This is a genomic window from Streptomyces sp. NBRC 110035 (genome assembly GCF_000829695.1).
In the GTDB taxonomy this organism is placed as follows: Bacteria; Actinomycetota; Actinomycetes; order Streptomycetales; family Streptomycetaceae; genus Streptomyces.
Map to the genome: position 1 here is coordinate 33728 of NZ_BBNN01000024.1, position 26347 is coordinate 60074.

23 protein-coding genes and 3 pseudogenes are annotated in these 26347 nt (G+C 72.3%); 18 read left to right on the plus strand and 8 right to left on the minus strand.

The genetic code is table 11. From position 1 onward, the window contains the following. The first annotated feature begins 49 nt into the window (after nt 1–49). The 3 genes from TU30_RS14135 to TU30_RS14145 all read left to right on the plus strand — a co-directional run bounded on the left by TU30_RS14135 (nt 50) and on the right by TU30_RS14145 (nt 2852). Nucleotides 50–985 carry a M56 family metallopeptidase gene (locus TU30_RS14135; RefSeq protein ID WP_042169455.1) on the plus strand — a complete coding sequence of 312 codons (936 nt, stop codon included), beginning with the start codon at nt 50–52 and terminating at the stop codon, nt 983–985. A 157-nt stretch (nt 986–1142) separates the two neighbouring features. Beyond that, on the plus strand, nt 1143–1829 hold the full coding sequence (locus TU30_RS14140) for a phosphatase PAP2 family protein (RefSeq protein ID WP_042169458.1): 687 nt from the start codon (nt 1143–1145) through the stop codon (nt 1827–1829). A gap of 207 nt (nt 1830–2036) precedes the next feature. Further along, entirely contained in the window at nt 2037–2852 is an 816-nt protein-coding gene (locus TU30_RS14145) for a TetR/AcrR family transcriptional regulator (RefSeq protein ID WP_042169461.1), read from the plus strand. Here the strand turns inward: TU30_RS14145 and TU30_RS14150 are convergent. Then, nucleotides 2840–4342 (minus strand): LVIVD repeat-containing protein, encoded by a 1503-nt coding sequence (locus TU30_RS14150; protein ID WP_042169463.1) that lies wholly within the window; start codon nt 4340–4342, stop codon nt 2840–2842. The two genes, TU30_RS14145 and TU30_RS14150, sit on opposite strands and share 13 nt — an antisense overlap. A 190-nt stretch (nt 4343–4532) precedes the next feature. Here TU30_RS14150 and TU30_RS14155 point away from each other — a divergent pair, with 190 nt between their 5' ends. Beyond that, nucleotides 4533–5201: a DUF305 domain-containing protein gene (locus tag TU30_RS14155; protein ID WP_042169465.1), complete on the plus strand. Its 669-nt coding sequence runs from the start codon at nt 4533–4535 to the stop codon at nt 5199–5201. On the opposite strand, the gene TU30_RS14160 is transcribed toward TU30_RS14155, so the two are convergent. Beyond that, entirely contained in the window at nt 5193–5777 is a 585-nt protein-coding gene (locus TU30_RS14160) for a DUF6214 family protein (RefSeq protein WP_042169467.1), read from the minus strand. The genes TU30_RS14155 and TU30_RS14160 overlap by 9 nt on opposite strands. Nucleotides 5778–6053: 276 nt before the next feature. On the opposite strand from TU30_RS14160, the pseudogene TU30_RS38280 reads away from it, so the two are divergent. Together TU30_RS38280 and TU30_RS14170 are read left to right on the plus strand one after the other, a co-directional pair. Continuing rightward, nucleotides 6054–6406: pseudogene (locus tag TU30_RS38280) on the plus strand (Tn3 family transposase); the annotation flags it as partial. A gap of 6 nt (nt 6407–6412) precedes the next feature. Continuing rightward, nucleotides 6413–6772 (plus strand): annotated as a pseudogene (locus tag TU30_RS14170) (NAD(P)-dependent alcohol dehydrogenase); the annotation flags it as partial. Nucleotides 6773–7049: 277 nt separating this feature from the next. Here the strand turns inward: TU30_RS14170 and TU30_RS14175 are convergent. Then, complete coding sequence (locus tag TU30_RS14175; protein ID WP_042169473.1) at nt 7050–7922, minus strand: aldo/keto reductase family oxidoreductase; 873 nt, start codon at nt 7920–7922, stop codon at nt 7050–7052. A gap of 214 nt (nt 7923–8136) precedes the next feature. On the opposite strand from TU30_RS14175, the gene TU30_RS14180 reads away from it, so the two are divergent. The 3 genes from TU30_RS14180 to TU30_RS14190 all read left to right on the plus strand — a co-directional run bounded on the left by TU30_RS14180 (nt 8137) and on the right by TU30_RS14190 (nt 11701). Beyond that, entirely contained in the window at nt 8137–9102 is a 966-nt protein-coding gene (locus TU30_RS14180) for a LysR family transcriptional regulator (protein ID WP_304951813.1), read from the plus strand. A gap of 443 nt (nt 9103–9545) precedes the next feature. After that, a complete protein-coding gene (locus TU30_RS14185; RefSeq protein ID WP_042169475.1) occupies nt 9546–10349 on the plus strand; it encodes a pectate lyase in 804 nt (267 codons plus the stop codon). Nucleotides 10350–10546: 197 nt separating this feature from the next. Continuing rightward, nucleotides 10547–11701 carry a sialidase family protein gene (locus TU30_RS14190; protein WP_042169477.1) on the plus strand — a complete coding sequence of 385 codons (1155 nt, stop codon included), beginning with the start codon at nt 10547–10549 and terminating at the stop codon, nt 11699–11701. A 506-nt stretch (nt 11702–12207) separates the two neighbouring features. On the opposite strand, the gene TU30_RS14195 is transcribed toward TU30_RS14190, so the two are convergent. Beyond that, nucleotides 12208–12915 carry a uracil-DNA glycosylase gene (locus tag TU30_RS14195; protein ID WP_042169479.1) on the minus strand — a complete coding sequence of 236 codons (708 nt, stop codon included), beginning with the start codon at nt 12913–12915 and terminating at the stop codon, nt 12208–12210. 246 nt (nt 12916–13161) lie between these two features. On the opposite strand from TU30_RS14195, the gene TU30_RS14200 reads away from it, so the two are divergent. Both TU30_RS14200 and TU30_RS14205 read left to right on the plus strand, forming a co-directional pair. Then, nucleotides 13162–14148: an N-acetylglucosamine kinase gene (locus TU30_RS14200; protein WP_042169813.1), complete on the plus strand. Its 987-nt coding sequence runs from the start codon at nt 13162–13164 to the stop codon at nt 14146–14148. A gap of 84 nt (nt 14149–14232) precedes the next feature. Next, nucleotides 14233–15156, plus strand: a complete 924-nt coding sequence (locus TU30_RS14205; RefSeq protein WP_063837635.1) for a sirohydrochlorin chelatase — start codon at nt 14233–14235, stop codon at nt 15154–15156. Between the two features lie 136 nt (nt 15157–15292). On the opposite strand, the gene TU30_RS14210 is transcribed toward TU30_RS14205, so the two are convergent. Beyond that, a complete protein-coding gene (locus TU30_RS14210; protein WP_042169816.1) occupies nt 15293–16396 on the minus strand; it encodes a lactonase family protein in 1104 nt (367 codons plus the stop codon). A gap of 122 nt (nt 16397–16518) precedes the next feature. Beyond that, nucleotides 16519–18009, minus strand: a complete 1491-nt coding sequence (locus tag TU30_RS14215) for an FUSC family protein (RefSeq protein ID WP_042169482.1) — start codon at nt 18007–18009, stop codon at nt 16519–16521. A 317-nt stretch (nt 18010–18326) separates the two neighbouring features. Between TU30_RS14215 and TU30_RS14220 the strand changes: the two genes are divergently transcribed. The 4 genes and pseudogenes from TU30_RS14220 to TU30_RS14235 all read left to right on the plus strand — a co-directional run bounded on the left by TU30_RS14220 (nt 18327) and on the right by TU30_RS14235 (nt 21344). Continuing rightward, nucleotides 18327–18803 (plus strand): Lrp/AsnC family transcriptional regulator, encoded by a 477-nt coding sequence (locus tag TU30_RS14220; RefSeq protein ID WP_042169485.1) that lies wholly within the window; start codon nt 18327–18329, stop codon nt 18801–18803. 50 nt (nt 18804–18853) lie between these two features. After that, the gene (locus tag TU30_RS14225) at nt 18854–19549 is read left to right on the plus strand and encodes an HAD family phosphatase (RefSeq protein WP_042169489.1); all 696 of its coding nucleotides are present in this window, start codon (nt 18854–18856) and stop codon (nt 19547–19549) included. A 66-nt stretch (nt 19550–19615) separates the two neighbouring features. Continuing rightward, nucleotides 19616–20476, plus strand: a pseudogene (locus TU30_RS14230) (glycosylase); the annotation flags it as partial. Nucleotides 20477–20594: 118 nt separating this feature from the next. Continuing rightward, nucleotides 20595–21344 (plus strand): DUF4142 domain-containing protein, encoded by a 750-nt coding sequence (locus TU30_RS14235; RefSeq protein WP_042169496.1) that lies wholly within the window; start codon nt 20595–20597, stop codon nt 21342–21344. Nucleotides 21345–21372: 28 nt separating this feature from the next. Here the strand turns inward: TU30_RS14235 and TU30_RS14240 are convergent, their stop codons facing one another. Beyond that, nucleotides 21373–22113, minus strand: a complete 741-nt coding sequence (locus TU30_RS14240; RefSeq protein ID WP_370626657.1) for a LysR family transcriptional regulator substrate-binding protein — start codon at nt 22111–22113, stop codon at nt 21373–21375. Nucleotides 22114–22282: 169 nt separating this feature from the next. Here TU30_RS14240 and TU30_RS14245 point away from each other — a divergent pair, with 169 nt between their 5' ends. The 3 genes from TU30_RS14245 (at nt 22283) to TU30_RS14255 (ending at nt 24576) form a co-directional block, all read left to right on the plus strand. Next, complete coding sequence (locus TU30_RS14245) at nt 22283–22675, plus strand: DUF5997 family protein (RefSeq protein WP_042169503.1); 393 nt, start codon at nt 22283–22285, stop codon at nt 22673–22675. Between the two features lie 140 nt (nt 22676–22815). After that, nucleotides 22816–23379, plus strand: a complete 564-nt coding sequence (locus TU30_RS38285; protein ID WP_370626652.1) for a DUF397 domain-containing protein — start codon at nt 22816–22818, stop codon at nt 23377–23379. Between the two features lie 90 nt (nt 23380–23469). Further along, nucleotides 23470–24576 carry a MerR family transcriptional regulator gene (locus TU30_RS14255; protein WP_042169821.1) on the plus strand — a complete coding sequence of 369 codons (1107 nt, stop codon included), beginning with the start codon at nt 23470–23472 and terminating at the stop codon, nt 24574–24576. A 516-nt stretch (nt 24577–25092) separates the two neighbouring features. Here the strand turns inward: TU30_RS14255 and TU30_RS14260 are convergent. Continuing rightward, the gene (locus TU30_RS14260) at nt 25093–26343 is read right to left on the minus strand and encodes a cation:proton antiporter (protein ID WP_042169506.1); all 1251 of its coding nucleotides are present in this window, start codon (nt 26341–26343) and stop codon (nt 25093–25095) included. Between the last annotated feature and the right edge of the window lie 4 nt (nt 26344–26347).

Here is a 26347-nt window from a genome sequence, read left to right on the forward strand (position 1 = left end):
GCCCCGGTGGGCCGTACCCGGGAGCGGGGCGCGCTCATAGGCTGAACGCATGATGCTCCCCGCGGCACTGTTGCTGCTCGGCGTCCTGATCGCCGCCGCCGGCCCCCGGTTACTGGCGCGGGCCCACTGGGCGGACCGCGAGCCGGTGGTGGCGCTGTGGGTGTGGCAGTGCGTGGTCGCGGCGGTGCTGCTGTGCTGCGCCCTGTCGATGACGTTCAGCGCGGCGGCCGCCTCGCACGTGATCGGCCGTCCGGTGTTCGCGACGGCACCGCGCGGGGTCGTGGAGGCCTACGCCCTCGGCACGGCCGGGCCCTTGGCGGCGACCACCGCGGTCGCGCTGGCGTGCGGCGGGCTGTGGACCGCGGCGATGCTGGTCCGCGAGGTCGTACGGGCTCGTGCGCGGCGGCGGGCCCGTCGGGCCGAGCTTCTGGTGCGGGCGCCGCTGCTGCCCGGCGAGGAGCCCTGCGCAGAGCGGCTGGTGGTCCTGGAGGGCGAGCACCCCGACGCGTGGTGGCTGCCCGGCACCCCGCCCCGGCTGGTCGTCACCACGGCCGCGCTGCGCCGGCTGAAGGGCCGCCGGCTGGACGCCGTCCTCGCGCACGAGCGGGGGCACGCGCAGGCCCGGCACGACTGGCTGCTGCACTGCTCCTCCGCGCTCGCCGACGGCTTCCCGCAGGTGCCGGTGTTCGCCGCGTTCCGCGACGAGATGCACCGGCTGGTCGAACTCGCCGCCGACGACACGGCCTCCCGCCGCTTCGGCCGGCTGACGACCGCCCTGGCGCTGGTCGAGCTCAACGAGCACCGGGGGGTGTTCGGCCCCTGTCCGTCCCCCCAGGGCCAGGTCCCGGCCCGGGTGCACCGGCTGCTGACTCCCCCGAACCGGCTCCCGGCGTGGCACCGGCTGCGGCTGACGGCCGTGGCGTCGCTGGTACCGGTGGTTCCGGTACTGGTGGCGTTCGTACCGGGGCTGCGGGCGCTGGGGTAGGGCCTGCCCGGCGGGTCCTGCCGAAGACACGGGATCCGGCGGGCGCCGGAGGCGCGGGGCGCCGGAGCGGGATGGTGACGGAGGACGGCCGGGCCCATGAGGCTGCCGGCGGTCGAGGGACTGGCTCCGGGCCCCCTGGGTCGGCGAAGATCGCTGTATGCCCTCCCCCCACATCTCTCCCGTCGGCCTCGAGCCACCGCCCCGTCCACCGGAGCACCGCCCGTCCGCCGCTCTCCTCGGCGTTCCGGCCGTGTGCTCGGTCCTGCTGCTGATCCTGGTCGCCGCTGAATGGCGCCCGCTGACCGGGCTGGACCGCGGCATCGCCTCGGCCGTCCACCGCTGGGCGGTCGACGAGCCGGGGCTGACGCAGGCGGCCCGTGTCCTGACGGACTGGGTCTGGGACCCATGGACCATGCGCGTGCTGTGCGGAGCGGTCGCGCTGCTGCTGTGGTACCGGTACGCGGCCCGGTGGACCGCGGTGTGGCTGGTGGTGACGTGCGCCGTGGGGACCATGGTGCAGCAGGTCCTGAAAGCGGTGGTGGGCCGCGCCCGCCCCGTGTGGCCGGACCCGGTGGACTCGGCCCACTACGCGGCGTTCCCTTCGGGCCACGCCATGACCGTCACCGTCGCCTTCGGTCTCCTGCTGTGGCTGCTGCACCGGCACGGGGCGGACCGGGCCCTGTGGGGCTGGGCCGTGACCCTGGCGGCACTCTCGGTCAGCGGCGTCGGCCTCACCCGCGTCTGGCTCGGCGTCCACTGGCCCACGGACGTGCTCGGCGGCTGGCTCCTCGGCGTCGTGGTCGTGGTCGTGGGGGTACGGGTCCACGGTCAACGGCACCCGTGACCGTGAGAGGCGCCGGTGCCCCGGCGTCCCGCTGGTCCGGCGGTCCTGTGTTCTGGGCGAAAGGACCCGTGCCGTGCCGCCGCCGCTCTCCTCGGGCGATCCCCCGCGCCGCCCGAGGAGGACGGCAGCCCGGCGTGGACCCACGAGGGGCCCGACCGGATGCGCTGAGTATAGTTGGCTGCCAGCCAGTCAACGCAGGAGTCCAGCATGTCCCCGCGCAGCGCCTCGGTCAATGAAGAGTTGCGAAGGCGTTCGAAGGAGCGGCTTCTGCAGGCCGCCGTGGAGCTGGTGAGCGAGCGCGGCTACGACGCGACGACGCTCGGCGACATCGCCGACCGAGCGGGTTCCGCGCGGGGCCTGGTGTCGTACTACTTCCCGGGGAAGCGCCAGTTGGTGCAGTCCGCCGTGCACCGCCTGATGCACCGGACGCTCGAGGAGGCGCTGGAACAGGAACCGCGCACCGACGACGGGCGGGAGCGGATGGCGCGGGCCATCGACGCGATCCTGGGCCTGGCCCGGGACCGTCCCGTACTGATGCGCCAGCACATGGCCGGGCTGCTGCAGGCCGAGGGTTTCCTGCCCTGCCCCGAGCAGCGGCGGCTGGCGGAACTGCTGAGCGACACCGTCGCCCGGTACGGCTCGACGCAGGTCGGCAGCGACTATCCGATGCTGCGCGCCCTGTTGATGGGTGCCGTGTACTCGGCGCTGGTGCCAGGTGTGCCGATGCCCGTCACGGTGCTGCGCGAGGAGTTGTTCCAGCGGTACCGGCTGGACTGGGACCTCGGTGTCCCGCCGCGCACCTCGGTGTCCGGCGGGACGGGTGCGACGAGTCCGCCGGACCGGCCCGAGGACGGGGGCCGGACGGACGGACCGAACCACTCGGACAAAACACCCGGCCCAGAGGGGGCGGGCGGCAGGGACGCGCCGGACCGGACGGATGTGTCACGGTTCTTCGCGACCGGGGCGGCGCCGGAGTCCTTGGTGCCCGCCCGTCGTCCCGAGCCTGAAGGTCAGTCGAAGTAGTCCGGCTGCGTCTGCACGTTGAGCTCACGCATCTTGACCCAGCGGGCCGGATCCGTGCGCCGGTCGTCGATCTTCAGGACGTCGAAGCCCTTGGCCATGTCGTTCGAGTAGATGTAGCCGTTGTAGTAGTACGCCGACCACGAACCGCCGGTGACGAGCTGGTCGGTGCTCAACGGCCCCCGCTCGAAGTAGGCGATCTCCTTCGGCTTCGAGGAGTTGGTGAAGTCCCAGACGGAGACGCCACCCTGGTACCAGGCCTGGACCATGAGGTCCTTGCCCTTGACCGGGATCAGCGAGCCGTTGTGGGCGACGCAGTTCTCGGTGTCCGCCTGGTGACGCGGGATCTTGAAGTAGCTGCGGAAGACGAGCTTGCGCTTGTCGCCCTTGCCGACGACGTCGTAGATGCCGTCCGCACCGCGGTCCGGTCCGACCTCCGCGTTGCAGGTGGCGGCGCCGCCACCGCCCAGCTCGTCGGTGAACACGACCTTGTCGGCCCGCTGGTTGAACGTCGCCGAGTGCCAGAAGGCGAAGTTGACGTTGTCCTGCACCCGGTCGATCACCTTGGGGCGCTCGGGGTCCTTGATGGAGAGCAGGATGCCGTCACCCATGCAGGCGCCGGCCGCCAGGTCCTTGGAGGGCAGCACGGTGATGTCGTGGCAGCCCGTCGTCTTGGAGACACCCGGGTTCGTGGGCCCACCCGGGTTGCCGCCACCGTCGGGACCCTCACCGGGGAACAGTACGGGGAACCCGACCACGGCCGCCCTGTGCGGGGCCTTGCGCGGCACCTTGATGACGGAGATGCCGTCGTGCGGCGGCTGGCAGTCGGGGTAGGCGGCGTTCGGCGAGTACGAGGAGACGTACACGTAGACGTTCTTGCCCTCGGGCACCAGCGAGTGGGTGTGCGAGCCGCAGGCGGTCTCGACGGCGGCGACGTAGCGCGGGTTGCGCTTGTTGCTGATGTCGAAGACCTTCATGCCCTCCCACGAGGACTTCTCGGTCACCGGCTGCGTGGTGCTGTTGCAACTGCTGTCGCTGCGCGACGAGTCGGTGGAAAGGAACAGCAGATCGCCGGAGACGGAGATGTCGTTCTGGGAGCCGGGGCACAGCACCTGGGACACCGTCATCGGCGACTTCGGGTTGCTGATGTCGTAGATGGTGAAGCCGTCGTAGTTTCCGGCGAAGGCGTACCGGCCCTGGAAGGCCAGGTCCGAATTGGTGCCGGTCAGCGCGTCCTTGGGGACGTGCGCGACGTGACGGATGTTGTTGGAGTGGACGATCTCGTCCTGGGCGGGTATCTCGCCCTCCGCGATGGCCTCGCGCGCTTCTGCCTGCGCGCTCTTCGGTATCTCCTTCGAAGCGGGCGGCGCGTCCCCGGGGTCGGGGGTCGCCGCGGCCGGGGCTGCGGTCAGGAGCGCCGCCAGCAGCCCACCGGCCGCCGCGGCAACTCCCAGCCGTCTGCGCCGGGTCCGGGGAACATTGAACAGGATCACTGTCTTCCTCCCTTGTTCCGTTCAGCTCGGAACGGGTTCCGCTCCGGCAGTATGGCCCTGAGCATGCACATATCAACAGTGGGCAACATGCTCGCAACGAAGTTTTTTGATCACTACCGCGCGGAAGCGTGCCAGGACAGTCGTCAACGCTCACGAGGCGTCGTGCCACCCGCCTGACCCAGGAGGTCCCGTGTTCCACCGCCGTGCGTCACGTGTGTCCGTCGTCGCGACCGGGCTGGTCGCCCTGGCCGTACTCGGGATCACGGGCTGCGACTCCGATACGGACGACGCCGGGCCGGCCTCGGCGGGCGGCCCCTCGGTGATCGCGCCGGGCGAGCCCGGAGGGCAGAACCGGACCCTGTCGGCCGAGGAGGCGGCGGAGCTGCGCGTCGAGGACGACTCCCCCAACTCGGCGGACGTCTCCTACTCCCGCATGATGATCGAGCACCACTCTCAGGCCCTGGAGATGACAGAACTCGTCCCGGACCGCGCCGAGTCGACGAAGATCGTCAAACTGGCCGAGCGGATCGCCGCCTCGCAGCAGCCCGAGATCAAGGCGATGGAGGGCTGGCTGACGAGACACGGCAAGTCCAAGGAGGCCGACGGGCACTCCCACGGACACGACCACGCGACGATGCCCGGTATGGCGACCCCGGGCCAGCTCAAGAACCTCCGCGCGGCCGAGGGGAAGGCCTTCGACCAGCTCTTCCTCACGCTGATGATCACCCATCACGAAGGGGCGATCGCCATGGCCACGGAGGTGAAGTCGGAGGGCAACAACATTCAGGTCGAGGAGATGGCCGACGACGTGGTCGCCCAGCAGACGAGCGAGATCACGCGGATGCGCTCCCTACTCTGACGCCCGCCGGGTGTGACGCGGGGTCAGCAGGCCCGCGTCACGCGCCCGTCCGATGACCCTGAGCGCTCCGCGCCGGCTGTATCCGGTCGCGCACATCACGGCGAGGACCGGGTCGACGCCCTCCGCCTGGGCCGCGCGGTACTCCCGCGCCACGAGGCGCCTCCCCACGGGCTCCCGCGGCCGGACCGCGCGGCTGCGCGTCTTAGGCTCCCCCGCACCGGGCGGCCGGGCCCGGACGGCGGAGCCGCCCTCGGATGCCGCTTCGTCGTCGTCGGCGGCCGGTTGGACGGCGGCGGCCGACGCGATCCCGGCTGCCACGACACCGGCCGCCCCGTCGCCGGGGCCCGGCCCGTCGTCTGCACCGCACGCCCGTGCGAGCGGCCCCTCGATCCAGTCGGCGAACAGCGCCAGGTCCTCCAGTGACAACGCGGGCCGGGCCCGTACGTCCTCGACACAGACGCAGAGCCCGGACACCAGGGCGAGCGCTTCCACACCGGCCCCGTCGGCGAAGATGAGCCGCACATGGAACCAGCGCGTCGCGTGCTCGCCCTCCCGCACCTCCCAGGCGGGCCACACGAAGACCGCCCCGTCCGCCGGAGAACGATCGGAAAGATGGAGAAAAGATTCCTCAAGCACGCGCGCTACGTAAGCACGTGATCACTTTCCATACGACCGAACACGCACCCCGGCTGCCGGACGGCACCCTGTCAGCGCAGCGGATGCAGTCCGCTCCGTGAGGAACGACCGCCCGCGTGGACGGGAAGGGCCGCACGGAGACGGTAGGCGGTACCGGCCGCCCCGGCCGGCGGGGCGGGGCAGGCACGCGCAGCGGTACAACCGTTGGCGGTGAGACTGCTCTCGGTCCGCGACCAGGCGTCGGGGACCGGTCGGATGGCCGTGCCCGGTACCCCGCGCTGCTCCTCGCGCGTCCTGGACACCCTGCTGAGTCCGGACGGAGGCGTGCGCCCGGAGATGGTCAGCACCGACAACGCCTCGTACTCGACATGGTGTGCGGCGTCTTCAAGATGCTCGGCCACCGCTCCGCGCCCTGCTTCCGGGACCTGGCCGGTCAGCGGTTCCGGCGCGCGGGCCTCCCCTCCGCGGCCCGTACGGGGAAGAGCACCGCAGCGACGCCGAGGCCCGGGAGCTACGGGCCACTGGAGGCACTTGCCCGCAACAAGGTGAACCTCCAGAAGATCGAGACCTGATGGTTCGACGTCGTCATCGACACCATCTCCGCACCTCACGACCTCGCCCCGTACCTGAAGCTGGTGGCGATGGACGGCACCCTCAGCCTCCTCGGGTAGCTGGGCCCGGTCACCGTCGAGACCATGGACCTGCTCGTCGGCTGCAAGAAGCTCAGCTCCGCGGGCAGCGGAGGCCGCTCCTCGACAGCCGAGATGCTCCGGTTCTGCGCCGACAACGGCATCGCCGCCGACATCGAAGTGCTCCCGTCGTCACAGGTGGACACGGCACTCGGCCGCCTCCGGCGAAACGACGTCCGTTACCGCTTCGTGCTCGACATGTCCGGCCTGGGGGTTGAGGAGCATCGGAACGAAAACCGGCGCTGAGGATCTGTCGGCCCTGGTGGGTGGCCGACGAGGCGCCGGTCGCGGGACCGGTCCGAAGCCTTCCGCAGACAACGCCCTGTTACCTGCGGGACGGCCGATCGCGACCTGCGGGGACGGCTCGGAGGCCGTGCGCGAAGCGGCCCCGTCATCTGCGGCAAGGCCGCCGCCTTCCCGTCCTTGGGCTGAACTTCGGCCCTGGCGCAGTGGAGCCGCCCGGTGGCGCCACCGGGCGGCAGCATGCTGCCTGCATCACATCGTCCGCCAGCCCTCGGTCCTGCTAGTGGCCGATCTCGTCCAACTCGGCGAGTTCCTCGTCGGAGAGCGGGAGTCCCACGCCGGCGACGTTCTCGCGCAGGTGCGTCACGGACGAGGTGCCGGGGATGAGCAGGATGTTCGGCGACCGCCGCAGCAGCCATGCCAGGGCGACCGACATCGGCGTCGAGTTCAGCCGGGTGGCCACGGCGGAGAGTGCCGAGGACTGCAGCGGGGTGAAGCCGCCGAGCGGGAAGAACGGCACGTAGGCGATGTTCTTGGCGGCGAGGTCGTCGATCAGTTCGTCGTCCTGGCGGTAGGCGAGGTTGTACATGTTCTGCACGCACACGATCGGTGCGATCGCCTGCGCCTCGCTGACCTGTTCCGCGGTCGCGTTACTCACTCCGAGGTGTCGGATCAGGCCCTGCTGCCGGAGTTCGGCGAGGGCCTCGAAGGGCTCGGCGAGCGAGCCGGGCCGGGGGCCCTGGGCGTCGCCGAGCCGGAGGTTGACCACGTCGAGCGCATCGAGGCCGAGGTCCTCAAGGTTCTCGTGGACGGCGCGGCGCAGGTTTTCGGGCTGCCGGGCAGGGGGCCAGCCGCCCTGCCGGTCGCGGACCGCGCCGACCTTGGTCACGATGTGCAGCGATGCGGGATAGGGGTGCAGCGCTTCACGGATCAGCTGGTTGGTGACGCGTGGTCCGTAGGCGCCGGCGGTGTCGATGTGGGTGATTCCGAGGTCGGCGGCCTCGCGCAGGACGGCGAGCGCACCGTCGTGGTCGGCGGGCGGGCCCATGACCCCGGGGCCGGCGAGCTGCATGGCGCCGTAGCCGAAACGGGTGACGGTCAGATCGCCCAGTATCCAGGTGCCGCCGGACAATGACGCGGAGGGTGTGCTCATGGCTGTGTCTTTGGTCTTTCTGCTGGGCGGGATGTTGCAGAGGGCCGCGTGTCACGCGATGCGCCGCTTTTCGTGGGCAGCTGTCTGGGTCGGTCACCGGCGCGGACTTCGCTTTGCCCATGCCGTAGATGTTCGCTCGCAGACGAGCGGCGCATCCAATACCGCCCCGGTGCCTTGTGATACCCGTCAGGTATCACGGGAGTACGCTGTGGCCGTGGACACCTTGGAGACCCGCGAGTTGAGGTACTTCGTCGCCGTTGCCGAGGAACTGCACTTCGGCCGCGCCGCCGAGCGCCTCGGCATGGCCCAGCCACCGCTGTCCCGGGCGATCCAGCAGCTCGAGCGGCGTCTTGGTGTTCGCCTGCTGGACCGCAGCCGCCGCGGCGTCGCCCTGACCGGCGCCGGAGAGATGCTGCTGCACGAGGGCCGCGCGGCCCTCGACGCGACCGCCGCCGCCGCCCGCCGCGCCCGCCGCGCCGGTGGCGCCGACAGCCCCGGCGGTCCCCGCAACCGCCTGGTGCTGGCGGTGAAGGCCGGTGCGTCCCACGAGCTGCTGCACAAGCTCCTCGACGCCTACGCGGCCGAGCCCGACGCCGCCGAGATCGAGGTGCTGCCGAGCGGTACGTGCAAGCAGGGAGAGATGCTGCGCGACGGCCGCGCGGATGTGGCGCTCCTGCACGCGCCGTTCAACTCCCTCGCCGGGTTCGACAGCGAGGAACTGATGACCGAGGGGCAGATCGCCATCCTGCCCGCCGGGCACCCTCTCGCGGCGCACAGGACTCTGTCCCTGGCCGACATCACCAGCATCCCCGATCTTCCGCTCGCCCGCTGGTCCCGCGACGGCACCTATCCCCCCGGCCCGGGCCCCGAGATCCACGACCAGACGCAACTGGCCCAGCTGATCGCCCTCGGACGCACCGCGGCCGTCTTCCCCGACTCAGCCCGCGCCTGGCTGTGGGCCGAGCACACCGCCGTCCCCCTGACCGACGCACCTCCCGTCGTCACCCACATCGCCTGGCCCGCGCACAGCCGCTCCCTCGCCCTCGCCGGGCTGATCCGCACGGCAACACGGCTATGGCCCTCTCCTGCCTTCCCTCACCGCCGCCACCTTGATGACACGCCGCCCGACAGCCGGTCCGTGCACGGCACGGACCGGCCCGCGAAGCTGTCACAGCTCTGACCGGCGAGACGGCTCCCGGAACCCCTTACGGGTCGCTGACCAGTAGGTGTGCCTTGGTCAAGATGGTCACGACCATGACGAGCCGATGACGCCGTACGCCATCGCCGCATCACTCGTCGTCGGTGGCGTCCTTGTCGCGCAGCGCGCGCAGGCCGTCCGGCGGCTCAGGGGCCGGAAGGGATACCGGCCGAGCATGCTGGTGCGGTGCCGTACGAACGGCGGGAGGCGGGCGACGTCCTCGTCGCGGGCATCGCCAACCGCCGTACCGCCGCTACTCACGACCGCCCTGACAGACGACCGAATATGACTGTCCGAGGCGTTGACCAGAAAGCGCTTACCCCCTACGTTCCGTTCAGCGATGTGAACCGGCCTGGGCAGCGCGGTGCCGCCCCGGGCCCTCCACATCGCCACGTCCCCCACATCACGACAGAAGGAACCGGAACATGACTTCCGCGACACGACCACGCGCCCGCGGGCGCGCGCCGACCGGAGCGCTGGCCACCCTCGGCCTCTCGGTTGGCATGATCATGACTACCGGGGTGTCCTCGGCGAGCGCCGCCACCTGGCCGACCCCGAACGGCAGTGAGGGCGTCTCCTCCACCATCTCGGTGTCCGGCACCAAGGACTACGGGATGAAGCGCCTCTACGGCACCGGCGACCTGGGCTCGGGCGGTCAGGACGAGGACCAGGGACCGATCCTGCAGCTGGCGGACGGCGCGGTCCTGAAGAACGTCGTCCTCGGCGCCCCCGCGGCAGACGGCATCCACTGCACGGGCTCCTGCACGCTGCAGAACGTGTGGTGGGAGGACGTCGGCGAGGACGCGGCCACGTTCAAGGGCAAGTCGTCGTCCTCGGTCTACACCGTCAGCGGCGGCGGGGCCAAGGAAGCCAGTGACAAGGTGTTCCAGTTCAACGGCGCCGGCACGCTGAACGTGTCGAACTTCGCGGTCAAGAACTTCGGCACCTTCGTGCGCTCCTGCGGCAACTGCTCGACACAGTACAAGCGCACGATCAACCTCAACACCGTCGAGGTGAGCTGGAAGGGCGGCAGGATCGCCGGCATCAACACCAACTACGGCGACAGCGCGACCCTGCGCAACATCAGGATCGTCGGGGACAGCAGCAAGAAGATCGTCCCCTGCCAGAAGTACATCGGCAACAACACCGGCGCCGAGCCGGGCAGCAACGGTTCCGGTGCCGACGGTACGTACTGCAAGTACGCGTCGTCCGACATCACCTACCAGTAGCCCTTCCGACAGCCCCCCACGGTGAGGGTGGCGGCCGTGCACGGCTCCCGCGTGGCGCTGCGCACGGCCGCCGTCCTCTGTCCGACGGCCGTCCCTCGCCCGCCCCACGCCTTTCCCCGGCGGCTCCGCCGCCCCCGCCTCACGTTCCGCCGCACCGCTTTGACCTGCGTCGGCGCCTGATCCTGAGGTGACTGTCAGTGGTGGGGTGCAGACTTACGGATGTCCTGAACGAGGGCGTCGACGAAGACGTCGCGGAGGTGATCGGCATGTCCGAGGTACTGCTCGCCGTGGGCACCCGTAAAGGTCTGTTCATCGGGCGTCGGCAGGGGAACCACTGGGAGTTCGACGAAAGTCCCTACTTCAACGCGCAGGCGGTGTACTCGGTCGCCGTCGACACCCGCGGCGCGGTCCCGCGGCTGCTGGTCGGCGGTGACAGCGCGCACTGGGGCCCGTCCGTGTTCCACTCCGACGACCTGGGCCGGTCGTGGACCGAACCGGCGCGGCCCGCCGTCAAGTTCCCCAAGGACACGGGGGCGTCACTGGAGCGGGTCTGGCAGCTCCATCCGGCGGCCGCGGAGCCGGACGTGGTGTACGCGGGCACCGAACCGGCGGCGCTCTACCGCTCGGAGGACCGCGGGGAGACCTTCGACCTGGTCCGGCCGCTGTGGGAGCACCCGACCCGCTCCAAGTGGGTTCCGGGCGGCGGCGGCGAGGGCCTGCACACCGTGCTGACCGACGAGCGGGATCCGCGGGCGGTGACGGTCGCCGTGTCCACGGCGGGCGTGTTCCGCACGCTGGACGGCGGTTCGAGCTGGGCCCCGTCCAACTCGGGTGTCTCCGCGGTGTTCCTGCCGGATCCGAACCCGGAGTTCGGCCAGTGCGTGCACAAGGTGGCCCGGGACGCGGTGACACCGGACCGGCTGTACCTGCAGAACCACTGGGGTGTGTACCGCAGCGACGACGCGGGCGCGCAGTGGACGGACATCGGTGCCGGACTGCCGTCGACGTTCGGTTTCACGGTCGTGGCCCATCCGTGTCGGGGGGACACGGCGTACGTGTTCCCGATCAACGCCGACTCCGACCGCGTACCGGCCGACCGACGCTGCCGCGTCTACCGCACGACGGACGCGGGCCGGAGCTGGGAGCCGCTCGGCGCGGGCCTGCCGCAGGGCGACCATTACGGCACGGTGCTGCGCGACGCGATGTGCCACGACGGCGCCGACCCGGCGGGGGTGTACTTCGGCAACCGCAACGGCGAGGTGTACGCGTCGGCGGACGACGGCGACAGCTGGCAGCAGCTCGCCGCGCACCTGCCGGACGTGCTGTGCGTCCGGGCCGCGGTGCTTGCCTGAGGGGCACGGCAAGCGTGCGGCACCGCCGGGCTCAAGGGCCCGGCTCTGAGCCGGGCCCTTGAGCCCGGCGGTGCCGGGGTGGGTCGGTGGTGGGTCAGGTGATGCGTCAGTCGGCCGTCGCCGGTCGCGGGCTGCCGTGAACCGCGGATGGCAGGGGCCGGTCACTGAGGCGAAGTCCGCCCGCGGGTCTTTCAGCCCCGAGATCGTCCACCGCCTGGAGGTCGAGCGCACCACCGTCGTGGCGGACGGCGCATCACCCTGACAGCGATCCCCCACCTCTGCCCTGCTTCGCAGGAGTCCGGTTCCTCCCGACCGAAGGCCGGAGCGTTCCCGGAGGTTCTCGGTGCCCCTGGACCGGCGGACCGGCACGCGTCGGCGTCCTCCGACACGGGGGGCGACACAGGTTGACGTCTCGTCGGGGCGAGCGCCCGGGCGGACGTCGGTTTGGTCGGGTGACGCCGGCCCTCTGGGGAGCCCGGGTCCTGCCGGGCCCCGTACCGACGGCTCTAACCGGTCGGCGCGTCCGCCTCCCGGACGGACGGCAGCCGCCAGTCCACGGGGGTGGCGCCCTGCCGGACCAGGTAGTCGTTGGCCCGGCTGAACGGGCGCGAGCCGAAGAAGCCCCGGTCCGCCGACATGGGCGAGGGATGGGCCGACTCGATTGCGGGGTGGTCCCCGAGCAGCGGGCGCAGATTGCGCGCGTCCCTCCCCCACAGGATCGACACCAGGGGTCCGCCCCGCGCGGCGAGGGCACTGATGGCCTGCTCGGTGACTTCCTCCCAGCCCTTGCCCCGGTGTGCGGCGGGCTTGCGCGGGGCGGTGGTGAGCGCCCGGTTGAGCAGCAGGACGCCCTGTTCGGTCCACGGGGTCAGGTCACCGTTGACGGGCCGGGGCAGGCCCAGGTCCGCGTTCAGCTCCCGGTAGATGTTCTCCAGGCTGCCCGGCAGCGACCGTACGTCCGGTGAGACCGCGAAGCTCAGTCCGATCGCCATTCCCGGTGTCGGATAGGGGTCCTGACCGACGATCAGAACCCTCACGTCGTCGAAGGGCTGCTGGAACGCCCGTAGGACATTCGCTCCCGCCGGCAGGTAGGTGCGGCCGGCCGCGACCTCCGCGCGCAGGAAGTCCCCCATGGCCGCGACGCGTCCGGCCACCGGTTCCAGAGCCTTTGCCCAGCCGGGCTCAACAAGTTCGTGCAAGGGTCGTGGTGCCACGGTCGATCACTCTACTGGCTGCCACCGACATGCCCTGCCCGGCAGCCCGCTCCCGGTGTCGGGGCGTCCCGGGACGCTACTCTTCCTCCCCGTCGAGGTAGAGACAGAGGCCCGGGAAGAGAGGGGAGCCCGTTGCGTCCGTCCGACAACGGTCTGCCGACGAGCGGCCGGCCGAGCAGCGGTCAGCCGGCCCGGCAGGGGACGGCGGCGGCAGGCGCGCGGGACGCCGGGCCCGGATTCGTCGCCGTGGACTCCGGGGGCTCGGGACTGCGGGTCGTCGTCGGTGCCGTCGGGCGCGGTCCGCTCGCCCGGGGCACCTCCGGGAAGCCGGTGCGGACCGGCTCCCGGGGGATCGACCCCGGCCATTTGATGGAACAACTGGTGCCCATGGCAAGGGAACTGGCCGCCGGGGCCGGCGTCGGCCGACTGGACACGGCGGCCGTCGGTGCGGCCGGGCTGGCCAGTCTCGGGGACGCGCTGCGCGCCGAGCTGCCGGGGGCGCTTGCCCGGGAACTGGGAGTGCGTCGCGTCGCGCTGGCCGCGGACGCCGTCACCGCGTACGTCGGCGCCCTGGGGCCGCGGCCGGGTGCCGTGGTCGCCGCCGGTACGGGCCTGATCGCCGTCGGCACCGACCTGGCCGGCTGGCGCCGGGCGGACGGCTGGGGGCATCTGCTCGGCGACTGCGGCGGCGGCGCGTGGATCGGGCGGGCCGGCCTGGAGGCGGCGCTGCGCGCGCATGACGGACGGGACGGCGGCTCCGGGCTGCTGCTGGAGTGCGCCGAGAGGATGTTCGGCCCGGCGGCGTCCCTTCCCGGCCGTCTGTATCCGCGTACCGACCGGGCGGCCGTCCTCGCCTCCTTCGCGCCCCGGGTGGCCGAGTGCGCCGGCAGTGACGCCGTCGCCGCGGGCATTCTGCGGTCGGCCGCCCGGCACATGGCGGACTCGGCGGCGGCCGTCTGCCCGGAGCCGGGCTCGGGCGAGCCACTGGTGGCGTTCACCGGAGGGCTGCTCGACCTGGGCGATCCCCTCCTCGTACCCCTGGGCGAGGAGCTGGCGAAACGGTTGCCGCGGGCACGGCGGCTGGCCGCGGAAGGAGATCCGTTGCACGGGGCGGTCCGTATCGCCACCGACCTCGCGACGGATTCGTTCACCCTTCCGGATGACGAGAAGATGCTGTGCGTGACGAGCCCGGCAGGTGAGGGCTGCACCGGTGCGCCCGATGTCCGCACATAACACATCAGACAAATAAGGACGTAGTCCGCGCAGGCGCACCCTCCCCGAACAGGGGAGTCCGGGAAACCACTAACATTCCGCTCCATGAGTACCCCCACTGGGCCTGCGTCCGGCCTGCCAGTACGAATGCCGCGCCCCCGCCAGCCCGGACGGCACCGCCGTCCCGAGCCTCTGGTGGCTCCCGAGGGCGCGCCCGCGCTCGTCCTCGCCGTGCCGGGTACTCCCAGCAGCGCCACCCGCTCCCTCGCCGACGAGGTCATCAGCATCGCCCGTTCCGAGCTGCCCGGCCTGGACGCCCGGATCGGTTACCTCGACGGGGACGACGCGGAGTTCCCCACGCTGCAGTCGGTGCTGGCGTACGCCGCCGAGGAGCGCGCCGCCCGCTTCGAACAGGCGCGCGCGGCCGGTATGGACGTCAAGGAGCCGGACGGCCCCGTCGCCGTCGTCGTGCCGCTGCTCGCCGGTCCGGACAGCGCGCTGCTGCGCCAGGTCCGTCAGGCCGTGATGGACAGCCGTGTGGCCGCCGAGCTGACCGACGTCCTCGGTCCGCACCCGCTGCTCGCGGAGGCGCTGCACGTACGGCTGTCCGAGGCGGGGCTGGCCCGCGCCGACCGCGCTCGCCTGTTCACCGTGGCGACCGCGGCGGACGGCATCGTCCTCGCCTCCGTGGGCGGTGACGAGGCCGTGCAGGCGGCCGGGATCACCGGCATGCTGCTCGCCGCGCGCCTCGCCGTGCCGGTGATGGCGGCGGCCCTGGACGAGGAGGGCTCGATCGCGTCGGTGGCCGAGCAACTGCGGAACTCCGGTTCGCAGCAGCTGGCGCTCGCGCCCTACCTGATCGGTCCCGAGATCGACGCGAGCCTGGTCGAGGAGGCCGCGAAGGAGCTGGGCTGCCCCGCCGCCGAGGCGCTGGGCCCCTACCCGGCGATCGGCAAGCTCGCCCTGGCCAAGTACACCTCCGCGCTGGGCATCAGCCCGCAGCAGACGCAGAGCACTCCGGCGCACTGACCCCGGGCGGGCTCATCCGCTCCACGACGCAGACGCCGAACAGGCCCGCTCCGGTCACCGGGGCGGGCCTTTCGGCGTGCACGGCCGGGTGCGTGCGGACCGGGTACGTGCGACCGGGTGCGGGCGGGCGGAGCGCTCAGCCCACGACCACGCAGGACGCCGCCGTCACAGGGATCGAGCCGCGGCGCCTGGGCATCCCGGTGTCCGGGTCGAGCGCGAACCAGGTCACGTTCCCGGAACGCTCGTTCGCCACGTACAGGAAGCCGTGGGACTCGACGAGCGCGCGAGGCCAGTGGCCGCCGCAGGGCACGGTGGCGATCAGCCGCAGACCGGGCGTCCCGTCCGCCCCTGCCACCCCGTCGCCTGCGTCCGGGCGGTCGGCGACCTCGAACACCGACAGGACGTCCTCTCCGCGGGTCGCGGTCCATACGAAGCGGCCGTCGGGCGAGACGGCGACGCCCGACGGGTAGGCGTCGCCGGACGGGACACCGGGCAGGACGGGGATCTCGGCGAGTGGTCGCAGCGTGCCCTCGGCGGCGTCCCAGCGGCAGACGGTCAGGGTGGGGCTGAGTTCGTGGAGGAGGTACGCGCGCGTGCCGTCCGGGTGGAAGGCCAGGTGGCGCGGGCCCGAGCCGGCGCGTAGTGCCACCTCGCCGTGCGGCGCGGGAGTCCCGTCGGCCGGCGCGTACACCCGTACCGAGTCCGTGCCGAGGTCGACGGCGACCGCCCAGCGGCCACTCGGGTCGGGCTGCACCTGGTGGGTGTGCGACCGCTGCCGGCGGCCGCCCGGTCCGGTGTGCGGGAACACCCCGGACGCGGAGCGTGCCAGGCTCCCGTCGGCGCGGACGGGGACGGCGGTGACGCTGCCCGAGCCGTAGTTGGCGGTGAGGACGTGTCCGGCGAAGAGGCAGAGGTGGGTCGGCCCGTCCCCGTGGACCGGCACTGCGGACCCGGCCTGCTCCGGCACGCCCCCCGCGCCCCCGGTGCCGTCCCCTGCACCGTCCTCGGCCCCGGGCAGCCGGAACGCGGCCACGGCCCCTTCGGCCGTCTCACTGACCGCGTAGAGCGTCCGCCCGTCGGGCGAGAGCGCCAGGCAGGAGGGGTCGGGCAGGCCGTTCACGGTGCTCAGGACGGTCAGGGCGCCGTCGTCGGGGCTGAGGTCTGCGGTGACGAGGCCCGGACCGCCGGCCGTCGTGAACGATCCGATGAAAGCCCGCCGCCGTCGTCCGCCGTCCGTCACGCCCGTGTCCCCCACGCTCACTCCTGGTCCCCTCTCGCTTCCCGCCGACCGGGGTGACGCTAGCAGCCGGTCCCCAAAGGTCTGGACCAGGAGTTCGCTCCCGTCCGCTCGGGCCATCGCCCTCAGGCCCCGGCCAGCGGAGACCCGGAAGGGGCCCGCAGGGGCGCGGCGAGTTCGGCGAGAGCCCGCTCCAGGCCGTGGAGATGGGCCAGGGCCGGTTCCGTCGCCGCCGGGGGCGTCCGTACGGCGATGCCGTCCCGGCCGTCGGTGAGCGCCTCGACCGCCCTCTCCACGCGTCGGCACGCACCGGCCAGGCGGGCGTCGTGGGAGGCCTCAGGATCGGCGGCGACGAGCACCAGGCCGCGGATCTCCCGGGCGCAGTCGTCGAGCAGCGCGAGAACCGCGCGGGCGCGCCGCTTGCGGCCGAGCATCGGGTTCAGCGGGTGTACGAGGGGGGCGACCGAGAGCCGCACCCGGGCGAGCAGCTGTTCCAGCTCGGCCACCTTCGGCGCCGGGTCTGCCCCCTCGGCTCCCGCCAGCCGCGCGGCCGCCTCCGCGGTACACGCGTGGACGCACCGCAGGGCCCGCTGGATCCAGGCGTCGGTGACGCCGTGGGTGGTCACGGGCAGGACGAGGGCCACGGCCAGCCCGGCACCGAGCGCTCCGACGCCGGTCTCCACCACCCGCAGGGCCAGCAGCGCGGGGTCGAGCACGCCGAGGAGGCCGTAGAGCATGGCGGCGAGCAGCGTCACCCAGAGCATCATCCAGGTGTAGGACACGGAGGCCGTGTAGAAGATGCCGAAGACGCAGACCGCGACGACCAGCGTCGTGGCGAGCCCGTCGCCGTGCGCGGGGACCGCGACGAGCAGGCCGAGGCCGATGCCGATGACGGTGCCCAGCACCCGCCGGAAGCCCCGGACCAGGGTCTCGCCGCGCGAGGTGGTGTTGACGAAGACCCACCAGGTGGCGCCGACGGCCCAGTACCAGCGCTCGCCGGACACCAGCTGGCCCACGACGAGCGCGAAGCCCGCGCCGGCCGTCGCCTGGACCGCCTGCCGCGTGGTCACGCGGGCCAGCCCGGTGCCGCCGGGGGCGGCGGGCACCACCGCGGGGGGCAGGCGGCGCTCGTAGCACCACAGCCCGAAGCGCACCGCGGCGGCGGTGGACACGGACAGCAGGACGGAGGCGTACAGCTCGGGCAGCTGGTCCGTGGTCGCGTGCAGGAACTGCGCCACGAAGTAGGTCATGAACGCGAACACGCCGAGGCTGTGCCCGCGCGGGCCCCAGCGCCGCACGTACACGCCCAGCCCGACCACGGCGAGGAAGGTGAGGTCCCGGGCCACCGGGTGGTCGTACAGCCCGGCCGCGGCGGCGAGTACGGGCAGTCCGACGACGGGCAGCAGGGCGGTGGTGAGCGCCTGCCCGCGGACGGTGGCGTCGGTGACGGTGAACAGGGCCAGGAGGGCGGCGAGCCCGCCGGTGACGACGCCGGTGAGCGAGTGGCCGGCCAGGCCGCAGACGGCGACCGCCAGGCCGATGCCGAGCACGGCCCGCGCGGCGAAGCGCAGTCGCGTCCGGCCCGGGTCCGGAGCCGTGAACACCCTCTTCAACACTGCCGACCGCCCCTCGGAGAATCGTGGTGTGCGCGGATGCGCGGTTGCGTGCCATGACGCCGTTGCGCGCCGGCACGAGAAAGGCGCCGCGGAGTCCGCAGCGCCATCGATGCGCATATCTCAGCATCCCGGCCCCTGCTGGCTCAACTCTCCCTTCCCCGGTTGAGCCAATGGCACAGTAAGAGCCCTTGAGGAGTGGCCGATGGGGTACCAACGGCCGATGACGCGTGGCCCAACGATCCGGACGGGCGGGCGGCCATTGGTACAGTCGGAAACGATCACCGGTGACGAGCCCGCAGGACAGGAGGCCGGGGGCCATGGCCGTGGACGAGCTGGACACCCGCATCCTGCGCCTGCTGCTGGAGCAACCACGCACCAGCGTGCGGGAGTACGCCCGCCTCCTGGGGATCGCGCGCGGCACGCTCCAGGCCCGCCTCGACCGGATGGAGCGCGACGGTGTGATCACCGGGACGGGTCCGGCCCTCTCCCCCGCCGCGCTGGGCCATCCGGTGCTCGCGTTCGTGCACATCGAGGTCACGCAGGGGCACCTGGACGAGGTCGGCGACGAACTGGCCGCCGTGCCGGAGATCGTCGAAGCGTTCTCGATCACCGGCGGCGGGGATCTGCTGACCCGGGTCGTGGCGCGTGACAACGCGCATCTCGAGGACGTGGTCCAGAAGCTGATCAACCTGCCCGGCGTGGTCCGCACCCGCACCGAGGTGGCACTGCGCGAGCGCGTCCCGCACCGGCTGCTTCCGCTGGTGAAGTCGATCGGCCGGACGGCTCGCCCCTAGAGTCCGCCCGCGAGTCCTTCCGCTGTCCGGACCTTGGCATCCTTGGCCCCATGAGCACTTTCGACGCACTCGCGGTCGTCTTCGATCTCGACGGAACGCTCGTGGACAGCGAGCCGAACTACTACGAGGCGGGCCGGCTGACCCTCGCCGAGCACGGCGTTCCGGACTTCTCCTGGGCGGAGCACGAGCGCTACGTGGGGATCAGCACCCGGGAGACGATCACCGACTGGCGGGAGCGCTACGGGCTGCACGCCTCGGTGGAGGAACTGCTGGAGGTCAAGAACGGGCACTACCTCCGGCTGGCCGGCGCCTCGACACACGTGTACCCCGAGATGCGCCGGTTCGTCGAGCTGCTGGCCGCCGATGGCGTACCGATGGCCGTGGCCTCCGGCTCCTCGCCCGGGGCGATCGGAGCGATCCTGGCCGGCACGGGCCTGGACGCCCACCTGCGTACGGTCGTCTCGGCGGAGGAGGTGCCGCACGGCAAGCCCGCTCCCGACGTCTTCCTGGAGGCGGCCCGTCGGCTCGGGGCGGACCCCGCCGCATGCGTGGTACTGGAGGACGCCACCCCGGGCGCCGCCGCCGCTCACGCCGCGGGCATGCGCTGCATCGCGATTCCGTACGTCGCGGCGCAGGCCGACGCCCCGGAGTTCGCCACCGCCTCGCTGCTGCTGCGCGGCGGGCAGCGGGAGTTCGCGGCACGGGCCGCGCACGAGTGGCTGACGCGAGCCGCCCGGCCGGCCTGACGGGGTCGCGCAACACGGCGGACGCGGCCGGACGGCGGGCCCGGTACCCGTCGGGCGGGTGTCGTCGGCGAACGGCCGGATAGCGCCACGAAGTACCAGGACTCGGTGTACTTCGCGAAAGCCGACGCGAGCGCCCTGTACGTCACCCCCTACAGCCCCTCCGAACTCACCTGGTCCGAAAAGGGAGTCACGGTCACGCAGACCACCCGCTTCCCCGAGGAGCAGGTCAGCACGCTCACCATCGGGGGCGGCCCCGCCTCGTTCGCCCTGCCGCTGCGCGTGCCGGCCTGGGCGACCGGCGGGTTCCGGGTGACCGTCAACGGGCGTGCGGTGCCCGGGACTCCGGTTCCGGGCGGCTACTTCAGCGTCCGACGGACCTGGCGGGCCGGTGACACCGTGCGGGTCCTGGTGCCGTTCCGGCTGAGGGCGGAGCGCGCGCTCGACGACCCCACGCTGCAGACCCTGTTCCTTGGCCCGGTCAACGTTCCTTGGCCCGGTCAACCTGGTCGCCCGCGACCCGTCGACCGGGCACCTGCGGTGTGCGCTGTACGGCAACGCCGGCCTCTCCGGCGATCTGCCGCCCCCTCGCTCACCCCGGTCTCCGGGAAGCCGTTGCACCACACCCTGAACGGCGTCGGGTTCGCACCCTTCGCGGAGGGGACCGAGGACCCGACGCACGCCTGCTTCCGGCGCTCGGAACCCCATGTGGTCTTCGGTGCCTTCGACGCCGGCGTCGCCAACCCCGCCCGGGGCGACGGCGTCACGCTGCTGGACGAGATCTGGGCGGGAGCCCTCTTCGGCAGCAAGGGCGCGCTGGTCACACGGGTACGGACGACGGTCGCCGACCGGGCCCTCGCCGGCCTGCCGAGCGGCATGGACGGCGACAGGGCGGCGCGTACCGCACAGAACGCCTCCTACGCGGCATGAGGTCATACGGCGAGAGGTCATGCGCATCCCGGCAGAAGTTTTCTTCCGGAAGGGTGATTGTCTCGCCACTTCCATCCGTACTCCATGGTGTTGGGCTGTTGATACACCAGGAGGAACGATGCGCATCTCGCGCAGCACGGCAGGAACCGCGTTCGTGGGCGGAGCCATGGTTCTCACCCTCTCCGCGCTCGCCTACCCCACCATGCTGGGCGTGCAGACCACATCGAGCACCCCGGACCGCGTCGTCGCCAACACGCAGTACGGCCAGCTGACCGAGGCCGACCGCGACTTCGTGGTCAAGGTGCGCGCCGCCGGGCTCTGGGAACACCCCCTGGGCCTGCTGGCGATGGAGCGGGGTACGACTCCGGAGATGAAGGAGGCGGGCGAGCACCTGGTCGTCGGGCACGGACGGCTCGACGAGAGCTGCCGCAAGATCTCCCTCGAACTGGGCATCACCCTGCCCAACCAGGCCTCCCCCCAGCAGGAACAGTTCGTGGAGAGCATCAAAACCACCAACGACAAGGAGTTCGACACCTTGGCGGTGAACATCATGCGGGTGACCCACGGCCAGATCTTCCCGGCGATCGCCAAGGTCCGGGCCAACACCAGGAACACCCTGGTACGGCAGCTGGCCGACCAGGCCAACGACACCGTGCTCGACCACATCACGGTGCTGGAGAAGACCGGACTGGTCAATCACGAGCAGGTCAACTTCCAGCAGACCAGCCCGCCCAAGATGCCCCGGGAGCAGGTGACGCCGCCTGCCCCGCCGGCGGGCGCCCCGGTGCTGGTGCTCGAGATCCCCGAGGAGCTGAAGGACCTCAACACCGTCTCCCCGGCGCCGACGCCTGCCTCGACGGTGAAGTAGACGCCCCGCGGAACCCGGAAACCCGAGGTCAGGACCCGCGGCGGGGTTTGCCCCGGCGCGGGTTCCTCGGTGTGCCGCCGGTGCCCTTCCGCTGCCCGCGGGCGGCCGGCCCGCCCGACGCCTGCCGGCGCCGGGTCCCGGCTCCGCCCTTCTCGGCGGCCCGCCCGGGCTTCTCCTTGGACTTCCCCTGCGCCGCGGACGGCTGGGGCCGGGTGCGGCCCCGGGTGCTGTTGACGGTCCGGCCGCGGACGATCCCGATGAACTCCTCCACCAGGTCGGTGGTCGCGTCCTCGGGCCAGGCCAGTGCCACACTCGACTCGGGGGCGTCCTTGAGCGGCCGGTGGGTGAGGTCCTTGCGGTGGTGCAGCCGCGCCAGGGACAGCGGTACGACGAGCACGCCGATCCCGGCCGCGACGAGTTCGACGGCGTCGGCGGTGGTGGCGGGGCGTTCGAGGGCTGGCCTCCCGGGCAGGGTCTCCCAGGTGAGCACGTCGTCGAGGGGGTGCAACAGGATCTCGTCGGCCAGGTCCTCCGGGGACACCTCGTCGACCGCCGTCACGATGTGGTCCCTGGGGACCACGACGACCGTCTGCTCGGTGTAGAGGGGAATCGCGCTGAGCACCGTCCGGTCGACGGGCAGCCGGACGAGGCCCGCGTCGGCGTCACCGGTCAGCAGCAGGCCGGCCGTCCGAGCGGCGGGCGCCTGGGTGAGGGCCAGCGGGACGCCGGGCAGCCGCTCTTTCCAGACGCGCACCCACTTGCCGGGCATCACCCCGGGTGCGTACACGAGCCGGAACGACGGGGACACATCCGAGGCTGTCACCCTGCCAGGCTACCGTCCGTGGCCACGGGCCCGGACCGCCTGCGACGGCCTGAGGGCCGGCCGCGCCCGCCGAGGGTGGTCGGCGGGCGCGCGTACGGTCGATACCCTGGACACCATGACGTCGCACCACAACACCCAGACGATGAAGCCCGCGACCGCGGCGAAGAAACTGGGTGTGTACCTCGAGGCCACCCCCGCCGAGTTCCGGGAGGGTGTCGTCTCCCGCGCCGAGCTGAACGCGCTCCAGGCAGACCCGCCCCAGTGGCTGCAGGACCTGCGGCGCAACGGTCCGCACCCCCGCCCCGTGGTCGCGTCGAGGCTGGGCGTCTCCATCGCCGGTCTCGCCCGCGGCGGAGTCACCGAGCCGCTCACCACGGAGCAGATCGACGCCCTCAGGGAGGAGCGCCCCGAGTGGCTGGAGCGTGAGCAGGCCACTCAGGCGGAGGTGCGCAAGGAGGCGGAACGCCTCAAGCAGCGGGACGCGGAGCGCGCGAAGCAGACCGGCTGACCCCGGCGTGCCCTCCGCTCCCCTCCCCTCACGTCACGGGGCGGTCTTGACCGCAGACCCTCGACTTGCCGACGGCAGACGACCACCCCGCCCTCGCGGGGAGGACATCACTCACCTCTCCCGGAGGCCCTCACCGGGGCATGCCCCGTACGAAGAGACACCTCCGCCCAGACAGTTCTGGCGTACGCACCGCGGACACCACAGCCCCAGCGGTCCGCATACGCCTCGACGAGGAGCAGGCCGCGCCCGGACTCCGCGTCGGGCGTCGTCGGGGTGGCAACGAGATTCGGGGTGGCAACGAGATATGGGATGCCGCGCTCACAGGCCCTCAACACCGAGGAGTCCGCCAGGTCCATCGAGCGCTTGGCAGGGGAGCCGTGAGCATCGGCCAGCACATTGAGCGGCCCGGCAACCTCGCGTGGTTCAGGAGCAGCTGCAGCGGAACCAACGGCGGCGACTGCGTCGAGGTGGCCGCCGGAGCGGGCGCCGTGCACGTACGGGACTCCAAGACCGTGGGAGACGGCCCCGTGCCGCGGATCCACCGGGACGGGTGGACCGCGTTCGTGGCGCTCGCGGCCGTGCGGCGTCACCGTGTTCCCGAATGTGACGACGGGCCCGTCCGTGTCCTTGAAGTGACGTGGACGAGCCCGTCGCCTGCTGTGGGTCCCCGCGACGACCGCGGGTGCCGCAACCGGGCACGGTGAGCGGGCGGACCGACCGTCGCCGGGCCTTTCCGGGTCCGGGTTGACCCTCGACCTTGTCGAGGCACGAGGGTCGTGGGCGTGGAGAGCGAGATGCGCAGCATTGGTGAGACGGCCCGGGACTGCGGACTGAGCGTGAGTGCCCTGCGGTTCTACGACCGTGCGGGTGTGCTGGTCCCCGCCTGGGTCGATCCGGTGAGCGGATACCGCTGGTACGCCCCCGGACAGCTGGACGAGGCCCGGCTGCTGGCGCGGCTGCGGCGGACCGGCATGCCGCTGGCCGACATCAGGCTGGTGCTGGCCGGCTGGGCCGGCACGGACACCGACCTCGTACGGCAGCTTCTTCAGGCGCACCTGCGCCGGCTGGAACAGGGGTTGTCCCGTGCCCGCGGTGAGTTCTCCACGCTCCGAGCCCTACTCGACGACAGGGAGAACCCCATGACCTCGCTCCGTACCTCCTCGGCCCGGTCGGCCCTTGCCCCGCCCGAGCTGGCCGCCGCGTTGGACGCGGTCCGCTTCGCGGCCGGTACCGGCCCCGAGCTGCCGATGCTCGGCGGGATCCTCTTCGACCTCGAGTACGACGCCCTGCGCCTCGTGGCCACCGACCGGTACCGGCTGGCTGTCGCGCGGGCCCCGGTCACCGGGCACAGCGGGTCCCCCGTGCGGGTCCTCGTGCCCCTGCCGCTCGTCGACGCCATGCGTGCGCTGGCCGGAGGCCCCGAGCCCGTACGGCTCGCCGTCGACGGTGACCGGGTGACGCTGGAGACCGAGGGGGGCCGCCAGGTGGCCGGCCGGGTCCTCGATCACGAGTTCCCGGACTACCGCCGTCTGGTCGGTCTTCCCGCCGGGCGCCGCGCCCCGGTCGACGTGGCCGCCTTCCGGGAAGCGGTGCAGGAGGGCCCCGTCCGCACGGACGAGGTGCGCGAGGAGGACGGGGTGGTCTTCGACGTCAGTGTGATCGAGGCCGGCGCAGACGGCACGGTGCGCGTCTGCGACGACGGTGCGGACGGGGACGGCAGGAGGGACGGGGACGGCGACCGTCTCGCGGTCAACCGCGCGTTCCTGCTGGACGCCCTCGACGCCGGGGCCCGCGAACAGCTGGTCCTGGAGTTCGGCGCCCCCACGGCGCCCCTCGCGATCCGCCGGCCGGACGACGAGGACACGTTCTCCCTGCTGATGCCGGTCCGGCTGGATGGCTAGGGCCTGTGGCGGAAGGAGCGTCGTCTGCCCGGAGGGCAGGCCCGGCGTCGTCCGGTGCGTGCGATCGCAAGGCGGAGGGTCGCCCCGATACTGGCCGTATCGGGGCGACCCCGACAACGCGGCGAGCGTGCGTGCCGGACGCCGCCGGGCAGACGGGACTTTCGCCACACGCCCTGGGGCCGGTGGCGGGAGTGACGCCTGCCGCGCGACCCCGGCACGCACTCCCGCCGCCCCCGCACCCGCACCGCCCGGAAGCCCGGGTACGCCCGGTACGAGGGCTTTGGGGCGGCACGCCGGGAGCACGCTCCCCCGAGCCCCCTGCTTCGCTCGAGCAGGGGCCCCATGACACCGCGCGGCCGCCCCTCGGGCGACGACGCCCCTTCCGCCACAGGCCACAGGCCACAGGGCCCGGGGCCCGGATTCACCTCACCGAAATACCGAAAAGGCCCCGTGCTCCACGTCCCCGGTCGGGGTGGGAGCACGGGACCCGTGCTGCGGAAGTGGACGGCCCTCGCGCTACGGCCGTTCGGTCCTGCCGTCCTCGACCGGCTCCAGCGTCTCCAGGGCGGGCACGGCCCCGACAGGGGTGGCCGTGGCGTTCGCAGGGGTCTTCTTCCCAGTCAGGCGGAGGGCGATGGGCTCGGTGTAGCGGGCGGTGAGCGGGCCCAGGATGACCAGGATCAGGACGTAGGAGGTGGCCAGCGGGCCGAGCTGGGGCTCGATGCCCGCGGTGACCGCGAGTCCGGCGATGACGATGGAGAACTCGCCGCGGGCGACCAGCGCGCCGCCCGCGCGCCAGCGTCCCTTCCCGGAGATTCCGGCCCGTCGGGCGGCCCACCAGCCGGTGGCTGTCTTCGTCAGCGCGGTGACGACGGCGAGCACGAAGGCGGGCAGGATCACCGGCGGGATGGACTGCGGGTCGGTGTGCAGTCCGAAGAAGACGAAGAACACCGCGGCGAACAGGTCACGCAGCGGGGCCAGCAGGCTGTGCGCGCCCTCGGCCGCCTCGCCGGACAGGGCGATGCCCACGAGGAACGCCCCGACGGCGGCCGACACCTGCAACTGCTGGGCGAGACCGGCGATGAGCAGGGTCAGGCCGAGGACCACCAGCAGCAGTTTCTCCGGGTCGTCGCTGGAGACGAAGCGTGAGATGACCCGCCCGTAGCGGACGGCGACGAAGAGGACGAGTCCGGCGACACCGAGCGCGATGGCCAGCGTGACGCTTCCCGCGGCCAGGCTGACGCCGGCCAGCAGGGCGGTGATGATCGGCAGGTAGACCGCCATCGCCAGGTCCTCCAGCACGAGGATGCTGAGGATGACCGGGGTCTCCCGGTTGCCGAGCCGTCCGAGGTCGTTGAGGACCTTGGCGATGACGCCGGAGGAGGAGATCCAGGTGACGCCGGCGAGGACCACGGCGGCGACCGGGCCCCAGCCCAGCAGCAGGGCGAGGATCGCGCCCGGGACGGCGTTCAGCAGCATGTCGACCAGGCCGGCCGGGTACTGGGTCTTGAGGTTGGAGACCAGGTCACTGGCGGTGTACTCGAGGCCGAGCATGAGCAGCAGCAGGATCACGCCGATCTCTGCGCCGATCGCGACGAACTCCTCGCTCGCGCCGAGCGGCAGCAGCCCGCCCTCGCCGAAGGCCAGGCCGGCCAGCAGGTAGAGCGGGATCGGGGAGAACCGCAGGCGCCCGGCGAGGCGCCCCAGGAGACCGAGTCCGAGAATGATCGCGCCGAACTCGATCAGGAAGATCGCGGAAGAGTGCATGCGC

Coding starts and splice junctions, on each gene's coding strand:
- TU30_RS14135 (WP_042169455.1), top strand. CDS start 50: ATGATGCTCCCCGCGGCACTGTTGCTGCTCGGCGTCCTGATCGCCGCC.
- TU30_RS14240 (WP_370626657.1), bottom strand. CDS start 22,113: ATGCCCGGCAAGTGGGTGCGCGTCTGGAAAGAGCGGCTGCCCGGCGTC.
- TU30_RS38285 (WP_370626652.1), top strand. CDS start 22,816: ATGCCCCGTACGAAGAGACACCTCCGCCCAGACAGTTCTGGCGTACGC.
- TU30_RS14185 (WP_042169475.1), top strand. CDS start 9,546: ATGACTTCCGCGACACGACCACGCGCCCGCGGGCGCGCGCCGACCGGA.
- TU30_RS14205 (WP_063837635.1), top strand. CDS start 14,233: ATGAGTACCCCCACTGGGCCTGCGTCCGGCCTGCCAGTACGAATGCCG.
- TU30_RS14225 (WP_042169489.1), top strand. CDS start 18,854: ATGAGCACTTTCGACGCACTCGCGGTCGTCTTCGATCTCGACGGAACG.
- TU30_RS14235 (WP_042169496.1), top strand. CDS start 20,595: ATGCGCATCTCGCGCAGCACGGCAGGAACCGCGTTCGTGGGCGGAGCC.
- TU30_RS14140 (WP_042169458.1), top strand. CDS start 1,143: ATGCCCTCCCCCCACATCTCTCCCGTCGGCCTCGAGCCACCGCCCCGT.
- TU30_RS14260 (WP_042169506.1), bottom strand. CDS start 26,343: ATGCACTCTTCCGCGATCTTCCTGATCGAGTTCGGCGCGATCATTCTC.
- TU30_RS14255 (WP_042169821.1), top strand. CDS start 23,470: ATGCGCAGCATTGGTGAGACGGCCCGGGACTGCGGACTGAGCGTGAGT.
- TU30_RS14175 (WP_042169473.1), bottom strand. CDS start 7,922: ATGAGCACACCCTCCGCGTCATTGTCCGGCGGCACCTGGATACTGGGC.
- TU30_RS14220 (WP_042169485.1), top strand. CDS start 18,327: ATGGCCGTGGACGAGCTGGACACCCGCATCCTGCGCCTGCTGCTGGAG.
- TU30_RS14145 (WP_042169461.1), top strand. CDS start 2,037: ATGTCCCCGCGCAGCGCCTCGGTCAATGAAGAGTTGCGAAGGCGTTCG.
- TU30_RS14245 (WP_042169503.1), top strand. CDS start 22,283: ATGACGTCGCACCACAACACCCAGACGATGAAGCCCGCGACCGCGGCG.